Annotated in this window: 12 protein-coding genes; 2 read left to right on the top strand and 10 right to left on the bottom strand. The window is 36.6% G+C overall.

Translation table 11 applies throughout. From position 1 onward, the window contains the following. Nucleotides 1-1,821, bottom strand: coding sequence for a TerB N-terminal domain-containing protein (locus tag CP352_RS00115; RefSeq protein WP_013085914.1), 1,821 nt, complete (start codon nt 1,819-1,821; stop codon nt 1-3). Between the two features lie 212 nt (nt 1,822-2,033). Here CP352_RS00115 and CP352_RS00110 point away from each other — a divergent pair, with 212 nt between their 5' ends. Then, nucleotides 2,034-3,692, top strand: a complete 1,659-nt coding sequence (locus CP352_RS00110) for a phosphoenolpyruvate carboxykinase (ATP) (RefSeq protein WP_065989398.1) — start codon at nt 2,034-2,036, stop codon at nt 3,690-3,692. 90 nt (nt 3,693-3,782) lie between these two features. Here CP352_RS00110 and CP352_RS00105 read toward each other — a convergent pair whose 3' ends face one another. Both CP352_RS00105 and CP352_RS00100 read right to left on the bottom strand, forming a co-directional pair. Next, the gene (locus CP352_RS00105) at nt 3,783-5,402 is read right to left on the bottom strand and encodes an ABC transporter ATP-binding protein (protein WP_065989396.1); all 1,620 of its coding nucleotides are present in this window, start codon (nt 5,400-5,402) and stop codon (nt 3,783-3,785) included. Then, nucleotides 5,399-5,965, bottom strand: coding sequence for a protein kinase (locus CP352_RS00100; protein ID WP_013085912.1), 567 nt, complete (start codon nt 5,963-5,965; stop codon nt 5,399-5,401). The genes CP352_RS00105 and CP352_RS00100 overlap by 4 nt, the downstream gene beginning before the upstream one ends. Before the next feature lie 152 nt (nt 5,966-6,117). On the opposite strand from CP352_RS00100, the gene CP352_RS00095 reads away from it, so the two are divergent. Further along, complete coding sequence (locus tag CP352_RS00095) at nt 6,118-6,972, top strand: Rgg/GadR/MutR family transcriptional regulator (RefSeq protein ID WP_005720873.1); 855 nt, start codon at nt 6,118-6,120, stop codon at nt 6,970-6,972. A 145-nt stretch (nt 6,973-7,117) separates the two neighbouring features. Here CP352_RS00095 and CP352_RS00090 read toward each other — a convergent pair whose 3' ends face one another. The 7 genes from CP352_RS00090 to CP352_RS00060 all read right to left on the bottom strand — a co-directional run bounded on the left by CP352_RS00090 (nt 7,118) and on the right by CP352_RS00060 (nt 13,972). Next, on the bottom strand, nt 7,118-7,531 hold the full coding sequence (locus tag CP352_RS00090; protein WP_061204481.1) for a bis(5'-nucleosyl)-tetraphosphatase: 414 nt from the start codon (nt 7,529-7,531) through the stop codon (nt 7,118-7,120). Between the two features lie 249 nt (nt 7,532-7,780). Beyond that, nucleotides 7,781-9,112 carry an RNA-guided endonuclease TnpB family protein gene (locus CP352_RS00085; protein ID WP_098034845.1) on the bottom strand — a complete coding sequence of 444 codons (1,332 nt, stop codon included), beginning with the start codon at nt 9,110-9,112 and terminating at the stop codon, nt 7,781-7,783. Between the two features lie 233 nt (nt 9,113-9,345). Then, on the bottom strand, nt 9,346-9,573 hold the full coding sequence (locus CP352_RS00080; protein WP_005724381.1) for a hypothetical protein: 228 nt from the start codon (nt 9,571-9,573) through the stop codon (nt 9,346-9,348). An 86-nt stretch (nt 9,574-9,659) separates the two neighbouring features. Continuing rightward, the gene (locus tag CP352_RS00075) at nt 9,660-10,391 is read right to left on the bottom strand and encodes a carboxymuconolactone decarboxylase family protein (RefSeq protein ID WP_089143369.1); all 732 of its coding nucleotides are present in this window, start codon (nt 10,389-10,391) and stop codon (nt 9,660-9,662) included. A 159-nt stretch (nt 10,392-10,550) separates the two neighbouring features. Beyond that, complete coding sequence (locus CP352_RS00070) at nt 10,551-11,720, bottom strand: mannitol-1-phosphate 5-dehydrogenase (RefSeq protein ID WP_089143370.1); 1,170 nt, start codon at nt 11,718-11,720, stop codon at nt 10,551-10,553. A gap of 2 nt (nt 11,721-11,722) precedes the next feature. Further along, on the bottom strand, nt 11,723-12,175 hold the full coding sequence (locus CP352_RS00065) for a PTS sugar transporter subunit IIA (protein WP_013085907.1): 453 nt from the start codon (nt 12,173-12,175) through the stop codon (nt 11,723-11,725). A gap of 15 nt (nt 12,176-12,190) precedes the next feature. Continuing rightward, nucleotides 12,191-13,972: a PTS mannitol transporter subunit IICBA gene (locus tag CP352_RS00060; protein WP_089143371.1), complete on the bottom strand. Its 1,782-nt coding sequence runs from the start codon at nt 13,970-13,972 to the stop codon at nt 12,191-12,193. Nucleotides 13,973-14,065 lie beyond the last annotated feature (93 nt).

Here is a 14,065-nt window from a genome sequence, read left to right as displayed (position 1 = left end):
TCATCCCTTCAAAAACATATCTTTTAAGTCATCTACATAATCGGTAATTACTTGTGGTTGGTCCTGTTCGTTATTTTCTAAAACCACATCACCGAATTCATCAAATAATTTTTCATTAATATTATCCATCAAAATTGATGCCATTAAGTGGTGCTGCTTCAAATAGGTCTGCCAAGGCTGCTGCATCAACAATGCAGTTAAGAAAAACATTTCATTTTCATCTAAGCCATATTCATTATCAACTTTGACAGTTTCATCTGCTTGTTTTTCTACTTCTTCTTGCGCTTCTGCCTGCTCTAGCTGCTTTTCCTCATCCGTTAACAAACTATCACGCGTCTTCGAAGCATTGGCCCGAATTTGATCCAAATCGGAAAAATCAATCTTAATCTGATCAATCTGCGCCTTTTTTTCTTGAATGTGATATTCAGCAACCCCCGCGTTAATTGCCTTAAGTACAGCTTGATCAATAAATCGCGGCTTAATCGACCGACCTAGTTTAAATTCTGTTCGCGCCACTCTATCTAATTCATGGAGAAAATTATTTAAATTAACCCGCTGACGGCTGATTTGTTGATCACAATGAATTTGCCATTTTCCTTGGTAAAAATGATACTTTCTTACTGCATCAATCTGATGGTCAGCTACTTGTTGTTTTCGCAGATAAAAAACACTGCCTGCAAAGATTGGCTTTTCAATTATATCAGGCTTGCCCACAAACGCACTGTAATATGCAATGCCGTATTTTTTAGCATCCAGCAGCTCCAGCCACACGTAACGCAACAGTTGAACAAATAACTTTTCATTCTTATTAATAACTTTAGATGAATTCCAATAAGTCGTTTTCTTTGCAAAGACTGCTGCTAACTCTTGCGCAGTAAATTTTTCTGGATGGTGTAAAACCTCATAATCATGATCACGCTTAATCTCAGATGCAAAGCGCTGCTTAATAATTTTTTCGTCTAAATCATAATAAAGAACATAATCTTTGAGCCAGTCTTGTAAATATACATCAATACTAATGTCAAATTGTTGCACATATTTTCCTTCAAATTCTAACAGCTTTTCATATCCATCTTGTGCGTCATCAACACCAATATTGTTCAGTAATTCATAAATATAAACAAAGGCATAGGATGTACTCGTTTTTTCAAAAACATGCTGGCGAATCTTGCTACGCCAAGTAAAGTAACTTCTAAGCTGCCCAGTATTCATATCGTGATAAGTTGGATAAAAACGCTTAAAGGCAAAAAATTCAGGATAATCATCATCATAGTCGGCCATCATCCTAGCCTGTTGATAAAAATTCTTAGCTCGGCCACGACTGGGCAAAATGCTGTAGTCATAAATTTCTAGCATCTTTCTAATTCTATCTGGGACCAGACTATTGTTATGCTTCTTGCGAAGATTTTCACTTGGTTTAATTGCTTGGGCTTGATAGCGGTCATCTACTTTATCTGGTGCAATATAAAAATATTGATTCTGGGCGATATTTACTTCATCACCATTCATCGCCAGTTTAAAAGCAAAATCAAGTGCTTTTTTGAGTGAATCTTCACTAACTTTCTCTAATATTGCCCCAACCCAATCTGCCGACTTGATCTTCATTGGATCAGTGAAGCCAGGCAAATCTCTTATTAGTGCAGCCATTGCACCACATTTCAGGTCCAATATACTCTGACCTTGCCCACGTGATAACATCGCAAAATAACCACTATCAACTGGTGACATTAAAACGTAAACGCTAGTGGAACCTGGTACAGCAGGCTTAAATTTCAAACCATATTTGGCATAGACATATTTGAAGAGTTGATTTGAATCCATTTTGTCTCCTTTTTTCGCACGTACGTTCATTATATCATCGATTTATTTTTTACCAAAGTCACGCATGTCAGCTCCTCATGTATATTTTTAAGTTTCATAAAGTTTATATTTTTATATTTGTGTGGTTATTAACAAACAATTATGTTACTATAGTTTATGTAAGTTATTGAAAGCGTTTTTATAAAAGCTTCCTAGAGAGGACAAAACTTAATATGAGTACAAAAGAACGTTATTCTCAAGATGAATTAAGAAAAGATAATCCAATGTTTAGCCGCACTCGTGCCACTATTGAAAGTGCATTTTACGGCAACAATGTCCACGAAGTAACCAGTGTTGCAGAAGCTTATAACTTAGCTAAGAAGCAATCAGGCGTTATTGTTACTGACTTGCCAATCTTACACACTAAGGAATTAGGTTTGCCACATGGCGCAACCCAATTGGTTTACAACCACGGCAAGATTTTAGGTAGAACTGCTAGCGCCCGTCACTTTGTTGACAATCCTAATGAAGATGCTGAAGCATTAGACGGCAACTTACGTGAAGATATTTACAAGGGACATGAACAAAAATACTTAAAGGCTACTGTTTTAGTAGGTCTTGACCCATCATTCACTGTAAAAGCTCACATCATGATGCCCGAAGATCAAGCCTTTAACCTTCTTTCATACATCCTCAACTTCCATTTCTTTGACGATGAAGCTGAAAAATTATACGAAAAGTCAAAGTTCTACGATGAACCAGACATTTACTTCTACTTTGATCCAAATGTTCAAGATGAAGATTACCCTAAGGGCTTAGGCGTATTTGACGCTCCACATAACTGTGCCGCTGTCTTTAACCTTCGCTACTTCGGTGAATTGAAGAAGGGTACCTTAACCTTAGCTTGGGCAATTGCTCACCGTCATGGCTACACTGCATGTCACGGTGGTGAAAAGTCATTCCACTTTGACGATAAAGATGATAAGACCTTTGCTTTCTACGGCTTGTCAGGTTCAGGTAAGTCAACTTTGACTCACGAAATGTACGATGGTAAATATGACATCACTGTTTTACACGATGATGCCTTCATTATTTCACGTGAAGACGGTTCTTCAGTAGCTCTTGAGCCTTCATACTTTGACAAGACTCACGACTACCCAGCTGGCCACCACGAGACTAAATACTACACCACTATTATGAACTGTGATGTAACTTTAGACAAAGACGGCAAGAAAGTTATCGTAACCGAAGACTTACGTAACAACAACGGTCGTGTTATCAAGACCCGCTACACTAGTCCTCACCGTGTAGACTTCGAAAAGTCACCAATTACTGCATTGTTCTGGATTATGAAGGACGGTTCATTACCTCCAATCATCAAGATCGATGACCCAGTATTGGCAACTACTATGGGTTGTACTTTAGCAACCAAGCGTACTTCAGCTGAAAACTTACCTAAGGGCTTTGACATGAACACTTTAGTTATCGAACCATTCGCAGACCCATTCAGAGCTTACCCAGTTTCAGGTGACTACAGAGACTTCAAGGAATTGTTCACTAAGCGTGGTGCTAGTTGCTACAGCTTGAACACCGACGCATTCATGGGCAAGGATATTCCTAAGGAAGTTACTAAGAAGTTAATCGAAGACTTGGCTAACGGCAACATCAAGGACAGCGACTTCAAGCCATTCGGTAACTTCAAGGGTGTATCATACTTACCTATTGATGGTTATGAAGTTCACCTTGAAGACCCAGAATACCAAAAGACCTTAGCTAAGAGAATGCAAGATCGTTTGAACTGGCTCAACAAGTACGATGAAGAACACCCAGGAACACCAATCCAAGATGAAGCTAAGAAGACCTTGGAAGCTATCATCAAGGAATTGAGCTAATATTAAGGAAATAAATTAGTGTCTCATTCAATTAAAATTTAATTTCTTAATGACGAAAAGACGAGAGTTGAAATTCAGCTCCCGTCTTTTTTATTGCTCAATGTAATTTTGCTTCTGTAGTTTGGCATCTATCAGTTTATAAACTTGCACTTTATTCTCTTGTGCAAGTTGTGGATTATAGTTATGTGCTATTTCAATGACAATAGCCGGCAATTGGTAGATTATCTTATGAATGGCATCACTATTTTTAGGGTCTAAACTTGAACAAATCTCATCAAGCAAATATATCTTCTTAGAACGAATTAGACCTCTAACTAAAGCAAGTCGTTGTGCCTGACCACCTGATAAATTGTTCGCGTCATCTGAAATTAATTTATCTAAAAAATCATTGCCAAACTCATGAATCAGTCCCATCTTTTTTGCTTCATGAAGCATTAGATCATCAGGTATGTTTTGCAGAAGTGATAGATTCTCCCTCACTGTACCTTGGAATAACCAGATTCTTTGCGAGATCTTGATGAAATCGGCAGGATTAATTTGATGACCAGCAAAGGTGATTTCACCGTTATACTTCAGATTATTAGCAATACAATTAATTAATGTACTTTTCCCAATGCCTGAAGCCCCAGTAACAATGATCTTGTCATGATCACGCAAAGTTAAATTTATACCATCTAAAATTTTCTTATCACCATATGAAAAAGACAAATCTTTTATTTTCAAAATAGCTTGAGAGTCATGATTATCTTGTTTAACACTTTCACTTTCTTCAAAATTATAGCTTTTTATTTTTCTAATTGCATCGGTGCTATGAATTTGAGTCTGATACAAAGCAATTGTTCTTAGATATCCCACAACCCTATCAGCTGACAAACTTAAAGTTATAATGGCCGCTACCGTTACGTTAAACCAGCCTCTCTGCATAAAAAGCAAGCCAATAAAAATTGGTAGCAATAGTGTAACTAAAGAGATTAACCATGCAATGAATTGTACCTGGAATTGACAATTATTCATCTTACGATATTTGTCTTCCTCATTAACCAAGATTCGATCAAATCGTTTAAAGAAAAGATGTCTGACACCAAAATTCAGTATTTCTAAGCGTCCTTCAAATATATCCTTCATTGCCTGAATCAACTGTGAGTTAGATTTATTCCATTTTTCGGTTTTCTCATTCATCCTCTTCTTGCCAATATAGCTTGGAATCAGGGTTAGCGCTGAAAGAAGCAAATAAATAATTCCCAAAATCAGATTAGTTTCTACAACAACTATTGCCGATGCAATCACATTAAATACAAACTGAACTATGTCAGTTATCCCAAAGAAATATTTTTGTTCAATTTCTTTAGCAGTACCACTAATCGAATTGATTACATCTGCTCCTCTTGCTTGCTTCATGTCTGAATTAGCAAATTTAGAATAAAAATATTCTTGCTTTAAAGCAATATTTAATAGCATCACAATTCTATTTTGAACCAAATAAAACAAGAGCATAGCTATGTAGACTATCAGATATGCGCCAAAGGCTAAGCCAATAAATTTATAAACGTGGTCAATGTTACTAAAATTGATATTAGTTAATTGTCCAAACAGTACAGCATTTAATACCCCTTCAAATGCTGAAATGGCCGATAAAACCAGAAAAACTATTTGTAAATATATTGGAACATGTTTTACTACCCATTTAAAATTTATTTGTTGTGTGTTCATTGTTTAATACCCACATATTTCTCATAATCAACAAGCCAATCTTCATCATTTTTATAAGAATGATTCATACACTTTTTAAACCAAAGATTTTTCTGTATCTCGGAATCCGTAAGTTGAAAACTTTGCCTTTTCTCAGACAATTGCCTATATTCTTTTGCATTTCTTAAAAAATAGTAAACTCTGGCAAGAGCAAAATAATCTATTGTTTGATCATTCATATCATAATCGTTGTCAAAAAATCCCCTTGTTCCATATAGCGTAGAAACTTTTACTTCAGATTTAGAAAATGATTCAAAATCAATCAGATAAAATCTTTTATTATAAAAAATAATATTAGCTGGGCTTATATCATGAATAATATAATCATCAAATTTATGAAGCTTGTGAATTATTAGCAATATATTTTTAAAATTACTCATGACTTGCTTTCTTTCCTTCAAATCATTTCGAATAATTTCATCTAATGTTTTTCCCGGTATATAGCTTTCTTCTAAAAATAGTGAATTATTTACCCAAAAAGCATTAATATACTTTGGAATAAAACTATATCCTTCTCTATTCATTCCTTTTTTCTCTCGTTAAGTAATGCATAATTTTCAACTTGCAATTTACTGTGTATGGGATTGATATCAATGCTTCCCATAATTCCCCAAATGCTTATAATAATAACAGTAAGTATTCTCTTATTTTTTAATTTCAAAGCCAGGAATTCATTATGTACGGTCAAAAATTTAAAGCACTTCGTCTTCAACAACATATTTCACTAGAGCAAGCTGCTAACAGAGTTATCTCTCCATCGACTTTATCCAGATGGGAGAATAATAAGATTGATATTCGCTTCAATTTAGTTATTAAGCTTTTAGACAATATTCATATAAACCTAAAAGAGTTTACTAATTACTGCAAAATTAATCATAGTAATCCATTTGTTGCGAAAGTGGCTATGTACTATGAAGCCAACGATGATCGTCATATTTTGCAATTAATACAAAGCAAGAAAAAAGAATACCAAAATTCACATAATCAATTTGATTTACTTCTACTAGCTATCGCATGTAATTGTTATTACGATCTAACTGATAACAATGTTTTCCCAGTGAGCTATCAAAAGAAATTATTCTACATTTTATCTAACATTGAATATTGGACAGAGATGTACATCAATGTTTTTGGTAACACTGTTTTTCTCTATGACAGCAAGGAACTATATAGTATTTCAATCAGAATTCTTAAAAATTTAAATTCTAATACATTTAATGATTTTCAAGAATATTATTATGCTTTATCCTCTGTCATCAACGCCCTAACCGCTCTAATTATCAAAAATCCCAAATTAGCATCACAGCTTTTAACTAAAATAGAGAAAGTTTCAATTCCTAAACCAATCTCTTACTTAAAAATTAGAACTAATGTCCTCAAGTATCTTTTAGATTACCGTTTAGGCAAAACAGATGAAAAGCTTATCTCAATTAAGCTAGAAAATTTAAAGTGGTTAGGATTAACAGATATTGCAAAAGACTTAACTTTCTTCTTTAACCGTATAAAAAATGATCGTTCACCTCTTTCCTAATTCATTTGCCTATTATATTACCCTCATTTTTATCTAATTGATTTTTCTTTGCAAATATGCAAAATTATTTTTAGCAAGAATAAAAAAGCCTATTAAATCTAGGTGTTTACAAACCCTGATTTAATAGGTCTTTTATGCGTCTTTTTTATTGCTCAATGTAATTTTGCGCCTTAGTTAAAACATCCATCTTTCCATGCTCAGTCAAATACTTTTGGGCCTCGACCAGACTCACCCACTTGCTAGCTAAGATTTCCTCTTTTTGCGTTTTGACTTCTTGTCCTGCAAGATATTTGGCTATAAAGTAGACAACCGTTTTTTCTTTATTCTCTGTTAATTGATATTTAACCTTTTCCTTAAAGTTAAAATCAAATTCCGGCTTTAAGCCAACTTCTTCAAAGACTTCTCTTTTAGCAGCTTCTTCAGCATCTTCATTATTTTCAAGATGTCCTTTTGGAAAGCCCCAATTATAATTTACGACGCTCTGCACGATCAAATATTCCAGTTCGCCGTTTGCACGTTTTCTGTAAATAACTGCACCTGCAGAATGTTCCATCTTCATTTTTGTCACCCAACCTTTATATTGAACAATTATTAAATATTTATTAATGTAGGTCAAGCGATTGAAAGTCAACTACCCCAGAATAAATTCTGGGGCTTGGTGGCTCGTTAGCTTGCGCTAACCAGAACACCAACTTGCTTAGATACGGACTTGACTTACCAGCAATAGTCTTTTGACTATTGCCGATAGAGGTCGTCTATTTACCAAAGCCTTTTGAGTCCGTGAGTTGCCAGCGGACTGCAGCCTAGCCTAGGCTGCTTTTTTTATTTTAGGATTCTGCCACTTGCCTAACCCTTTTTCTAAGATGTTCACTGCCGCATTCCAATCGCGGATATGGTGCGTTCGACAGATTGGACAAGTCCACTCTCGATCTTTAAGCGTTAGTTTCTTATAACCGTTTTGCCCCATAATACTGCCACATTGATGGCATCTTTGAGTGGTGTACTTAGGATCAATTGTTTTGAACTCTTTGCCATATAAGTTTGCCTTATATGCCAGCATATTCAGGAAGCTGCGCCAACCGACATCAGAAATGGCTTGAGACAAGGCATGATTCTTTAACAGGTTTCTGCTTCTTAGTTCCTCGGCAACTACTAAATCGTGGTTTTTGATTAGTGCAGTTGAGAGAACTTGCAAGAAGTCATTACGCTGTCTTCTGATCTTATCGTGCAGTTTAGCTACAACTAAACGCTGCTTTTGATAGTTTTTTGCTAGCCGCAAATTGCGTCCTTCTTTTTTAGCCCGGCGCTGCCTGCGAGATAATACTCGTTGAGCACGAGCCAGCTTCTTTTTGGCTTTGCGGTAAAAGCGTGGATTAGCGACCATTGATCCGTTCGATTCCGTCAGGAAATTATCTAAATTAAGGTCAATGCCAATTTGATTCTGCGTCTTGGCTAGTTCTTTAACAAAAGCAATATCACTGCCTAACTGCATTGATAAGTAGAATTGCTCGTCAGCGGTCTTTTTAATCGTGACTGTTCCAATACGAGTTGGGATATGATTAAGCAAACGCTCTTTGATTAGCCTTCTAAAACCAGCAATGCGGACGATACCCAGTTTAGGCAGTTTAATATGTTTAGCATCAATAAATCTAGCTGTCCCGTTATCAAGAAAAGCTTCTTTTTGCTTAGGATATTGACAGTTGGTCTGATATGACCAGTCGCTGCGTTTTTTATGGAAAGTTGGGATTCCATGACCAATCTTGCGATAGTTGCTCCAAGCCTTCTGGTAGTTCTGAATCGCATTGGCAATAGCGAGGCTATCAATTTCTTTAACGCGTAAAAAGCTATAAGTATCGCGGATATTCTTAGGCTTAGCCAATAGTTCGCTATTAGTGACTACTTCTTCTGCCAACCTAGCTTCATAGCTATTAAGAGCAGAAAAAGCAAAGGGCATTGCTTGATATTGTCTAACAGCTAAGTAGTGCTTAGCATGATAATTGCTTCGATTACGTCCTACATAAGAGTTGTAGACAAAGCGTTGCGCATCATAGTTTAGCTTGATGATCTTCTTTTGCTTAGAACTAGGATAAAAGCGAAGCTTGATGCCAAAATGATAGGCTAAACTGCTCATTCTTTTCATGTGTTTCACCTCCTTCTGTATATTAGATATTTATATTTTACAGGAAAGCCGAACATATGTCTCTATTTTTAAAATAAAAAAAGCTGACTGCTAGGTCAGCTTGGCCCTATCCATCCCCGCATTAAAATACGGGGATTTCCGGGCATTTTCATTAAAAAAATGGCCAGATCTTTGGCGATCTAGTCATTTTACTCGCAGACGAAATTGTTAAGTCTATTGATAGAATATTTTAGTTACTTCTTCAAGTTCTTTTCGCAGTAGTCCTTAACCTTGTCATCATCGGCCTTAAGAATCCATTCAACTGCTGCTTCGGTCTTCATCGTGTCACGACCATTTGCTTCCATTTCGTGGTCCCAAATAGCGTCACGAATAGGCATTTCATTACCCTTAGCCCAGTCAAAAACTTGATCCATATTTCTATCAATTAATGCAGTTTCTTCAATTTCTTTTGCATCTGCCATAATTAAATGCTTCCTTTCTGATAACGACTTTATTGTAGTTCTATTAGCTACAACTGTTAACAAAAAGGTACTTTTTTATTTAAATTCTAATTTTTGCCATTAACTGCTTCATCAGCCTTATTCACTACACTAACCGCATTAAGTGAACGAGGATAACCAATGAATGGTACGTTTTGTTCAATGACCTTCATCAAGAATTCCTTGTCATTGCCTAATTTGATATTTGCTTGAGTATGAGCCATTAATTGAGGTTCACAACCACCTTGTGCAGCAATATAACAGAAAGTAATCATTTCGCGATCATTGTCATCTAAGCCTTTTCTGGTGTAGTAATCGCCAAAACAATTATCTACAAGCCACTTGTTAATAGTACCCTTCTTAGAAAAGTCCTTCATTTGTGGACCAAACAAGCGCATTTGAGTTTCTTCACCTTTTTCAAGGCGATTGTCTAGTGTAGTAGTTGCTTGACCCGCAAGAGGTAATTCAACGCCGCGCTTAGTCAAAATATCATTGGTAATCTTGAAAAATGGGAAAACTCTACCCAAACCTAAATAATCAACCGCTTGATATAAAATTTCCTTAGCTTCAACTGGGCTAACACCATTGTCCAATGCGACTGAAAGCATTACTTCATATTCTTCTTTTCCTTGCATCCCCAACAAGTAAGCTAAAGTTGACAACATCTTGGTACGATCAGGTAAATCAACGTCTGCCTGCACTTCGTCAAAAGCAAAATGATTAATTCTTTCCAAAGCTTCAGGATCGGTCACCTTTAATAAGTTTGCATGAGCTCTTTGAGCATCTTCTTTAATTGACATAATAAATTCCTTTCTAAACGCTTATCTCTACTATTTATTTAAGTACGATTGAGTCTAAAAGAAAAATATCTATTTTTTATTCTGCAATATAACTTATTCTTATCAAAAAAATATCCTAAAGGCTTTTTGCCTTCAGGATATTTCTATTAGGTTATTTAATTAGTTTTTCTTGTCTGCTTCAGCATCATGGTATGACTTAACGATTTCTTCAACTAATTCTGGGTCATCCTTTAAACCAGTAGTCTCAACAATGACATCCTTCAAGTCTTCATCCTTAAGCATTTGCATCAACTTAACGCTTTCCTTGTCGTTAGGTTCATCAAAGTGATAAATTCTACCAACAGTTTCCATCAATGCACTGTAGTCCAAACCTCTGTCCTTCAATTCACGGATTGGACGGATAAATCTTTCATTGTAGCCTAACTTACGGATTGGAGTTCTACCAACACGAGCAATATCATCTGAAATATATGGGTTTTGGAATCTGCTCAAAATCTTGTTGTGGTATTCTTCCAAACTTTCTTCGGTGAACTCCTTGTTCCACTTGTGGTAAAGAAGTGAACGGGTTTCACTCAAGACACGCTTAACTTGCTTTAAAACAAATGGATCCTTAATAGCATCCCCAATAGTGTCATAGCCAAGGCTCTTGCCAGTATAAGCAACAGTTGCGTGTCCCGTGTTAACTGAGAATAACTTTCTTTCGATGTAAGGTTCAAGGTCTGGTGCATAGTCAACGCCCTTTAACTTGATATCCTTGTTCTTCATTTGGCTTTCGTCAATAACCCATTCCTTGAAGTCCTCAACTGAGACAAACAATGGATCGTCATTATGTTGGATAGGAACAATTCTGTCTACAGCTGCGTTAGGGAAGCCAATGTACTTGTCTATTTCAGGCTTAACGTCATCGTCCAAGTGCTTATAAACTTCTTCTTTTAAGTGTTCTGAACCGCCAATCATGTTTTCACAAGCAATCACATCAAGTGGAGTAGTGTTGCCTGATTGAATTCTAGCAGTTAATCCTTTGGCAATTAATGGAGCAATGATTGCCAAAATCTTTGGACCAATGGCGGTAGTTATCATATCGGTTGATTTAATTGCTTCAACTACCTTGTCTGGATCCTTAGCATTGTTAATTCCATCAACATTTGAAACATGAATTCTCTTCTTACCAGGTGCGGCTAATTCAATGTCATATTCACCACGCTTGTTTAATTCATCAATAATAGTTTCATTAACATCAACGAAGTCAATGCCAAAACCATTATCTGCTAAAGTTTCACCAATAAATCCACGACCAATATTACCTGCGCCAAAATGTACTGCTCTCATGTTTAATCTCCTACGTTCCTTAATAAATCAATAATTTCTTCTGGTGTTTGTGCGTCTGCAAGCTTTGCAACGTTGGAAACATCACTACAGAAAATAGCAATCTGTGACAAAATATTTAAGTGTTCATTGTTCAAACCAGCAATCCCAAAGACAACGGTTACCAATTGCTCGGTATCATCCTTAGGGTCACTAAAATCAACGCCCATTGGAATTTGGACTACCGAAATTCCAGTTTTTTTAATGTGCTTCTTACCTTCGTCAGTTCCGTGAGGGATGGCGATGAAATTACCCATATAAGTCGACACATCTTCATTACGGGCAAGCATTGAATCAATATACTCTGGTTCGACACAGCCGCCATCAACTAATAATTGACCGGCCATTCTAATTGCTTGATCCCGCGTTGGTACGTCTTGATTAAGTTTGATCATTTTTGGATCTAATTGTAATGCCATTTAGCTCATCCCTTTCTAATTCAACTTTTGAATAGCTTCGCCAAGCTTTTTATCTTTAAGTAAATCATCAACAACTAGGGTTTGAATATCACTGTATCTGACAGCCAAGTTCTTATTAGCAGCTGGAGTAACAATTACTAAGTGACTTGGATCATCAGTCAATTCGTTGATTCTTACTGCCTTAACAGGAGTAGTCTTACCAGCCTTCTTAATTGCGTCATTGAATAAACTAGTTGCCATAGTAGCGGTACCTAAGTGTTGATCGTGACGGATGAAGTCCACTTCTTTAACTTTACTGAAGTCGATTCCTTCAAGTGAACCAACCTTCTTAACTGGTTTTTCAGCCTTTGGCTTATCTTCTACTTGAGTTAAAGCTTTGAAGCTAGCTACGATTGTGTCATATTTCGGACTACTCAAGAAGTTGCCAACCGCCACGTGCATTGCATGTGGAGTCTTTTGTAAAGCGCGATCAGCTAATTCTTCTTGCGTGATGACCAACAAACCATCTTCATCTTTCAAGTTTCTAACAGCGGTATTGGTTACTGAAACCTTAATGCCAGCCTTCTTGAATTTATCACGCAAAAGTGAAGCACCCATAGCAGATGAACCCATACCTGCGTCACAAGCAAAGATAACTTTCTTAACATTGGCATATGACTTAACTGATTCATGTGCATCTTCAGCTTCCGGCATTGATTGACCTTTAGATTGGGCCTTCATGGCTTGCATTTGGGCTTGTTTTGCTTCTAACTCATCACCAGTACTCTTGTCGTTTTTAAGAATAATTGCGGCAATAATGAATGAAACAACTGCGGCGCCAAGAACACCAACAATATTACCGAAATAAGCATCCTTTGCGGAAACAAGCAAGATAGCTAAAATTGAACCAGGTGAAGCAGCTGCTTTTAATCCACCACCAAGAGTAGTGAATAAGAAAGTACCAGTAACACCACCACCAATAGCGGCTAAAATCAATGATGGTTTCATTAATACATACGGGAAGTAAATTTCATGAACCCCACCAAAGAATTCAATGATGGCAGCACCAGGAGCTGAGCTCTTTGACTTACCCTTGCCAAATAAAGTAAAGGCAAGCAAGATTCCAAGTCCTGGACCTGGGTTTGATTCCATTAAGAACAAAACTGACTTACCAACTTGTGCAGCTTGTTGGATACCTAATGGAACTAAGATCCCGTTACCAATAGCGTTGTTCAAGAACAAAACTTTGGCAGGTTCAATAATGATGTTGGCTAATGGTAGTAAGTGAACTCTAATAATTGCATTTACTCCTGCACTAGCCCATTGACTGCCGACTTCCATAATCGGTCCAATGATAAAGAAGGCGAAAATTGCAGCAATCATGCCTAGAATACCAAGTGAAAAGTTATTGTAGATCATTTCAAAACCAGATTTAATCTTGTCCTGGAATACTTGATCTAGTTTTTTCAATAACCATGCACTAAGCGGACCCATAATCATGGCACCTAAGAACATTGGTTGATCAGTACCAACAATTACACCTAATGTACCGATTGCACCAGCAACGGCACCACGTTCTTCATAAACCATGCGACCACCTGTATAACCAATTAACAGTGGCAACAGGTAATGAAGCATTGGTTGAACTAAGTTATTAATTTCTTTGTTAGGGAACCAACCGTGTGGATACATAAAGAATGCAGCGGTAAGTCCCCAAGCGATAATGGCACCGATATTCGGCATGATCATACCGGATAAAGCTGTACCAAATTTTTGAACCTTCACTTTAACAGAAGATTTACTTTTTGCTTGAGCCATTTTCTTTTTCCTCTCTCATCAACTTACATTTTTATCCTAAGTCAATCAGTAAGCGTTTACAATGAAACGAAAATAGAACTCTGGCACACTTTT

It is taken from the genome of Lactobacillus sp. UMNPBX1 (assembly GCF_002554085.1).
Lineage (GTDB): Bacteria > Bacillota > Bacilli > Lactobacillales > Lactobacillaceae > Lactobacillus > Lactobacillus crispatus.
The sequence above is the reverse complement of the archived record's forward strand: the minus strand, read 5'-3'. Positions and strand labels throughout refer to the sequence as shown.

Coding starts and splice junctions, on each gene's coding strand:
- CP352_RS00090 (WP_061204481.1), bottom strand. CDS start 7,531: ATGAAGATGGAACATTCTGCAGGTGCAGTTATTTACAGAAAACGTGCA.
- CP352_RS00060 (WP_089143371.1), bottom strand. CDS start 13,972: ATGGCTCAAGCAAAAAGTAAATCTTCTGTTAAAGTGAAGGTTCAAAAA.
- CP352_RS00070 (WP_089143370.1), bottom strand. CDS start 11,720: ATGAGAGCAGTACATTTTGGCGCAGGTAATATTGGTCGTGGATTTATT.
- CP352_RS00065 (WP_013085907.1), bottom strand. CDS start 12,175: ATGGCATTACAATTAGATCCAAAAATGATCAAACTTAATCAAGACGTA.
- CP352_RS00105 (WP_065989396.1), bottom strand. CDS start 5,402: ATGAACACACAACAAATAAATTTTAAATGGGTAGTAAAACATGTTCCA.
- CP352_RS00080 (WP_005724381.1), bottom strand. CDS start 9,573: ATGGCAGATGCAAAAGAAATTGAAGAAACTGCATTAATTGATAGAAAT.
- CP352_RS00095 (WP_005720873.1), top strand. CDS start 6,118: ATGTACGGTCAAAAATTTAAAGCACTTCGTCTTCAACAACATATTTCA.
- CP352_RS00110 (WP_065989398.1), top strand. CDS start 2,034: ATGAGTACAAAAGAACGTTATTCTCAAGATGAATTAAGAAAAGATAAT.
- CP352_RS00115 (WP_013085914.1), bottom strand. CDS start 1,821: ATGGATTCAAATCAACTCTTCAAATATGTCTATGCCAAATATGGTTTG.
- CP352_RS00100 (WP_013085912.1), bottom strand. CDS start 5,965: ATGAATAGAGAAGGATATAGTTTTATTCCAAAGTATATTAATGCTTTT.
- CP352_RS00075 (WP_089143369.1), bottom strand. CDS start 10,391: ATGTCAATTAAAGAAGATGCTCAAAGAGCTCATGCAAACTTATTAAAG.
- CP352_RS00085 (WP_098034845.1), bottom strand. CDS start 9,112: ATGAAAAGAATGAGCAGTTTAGCCTATCATTTTGGCATCAAGCTTCGC.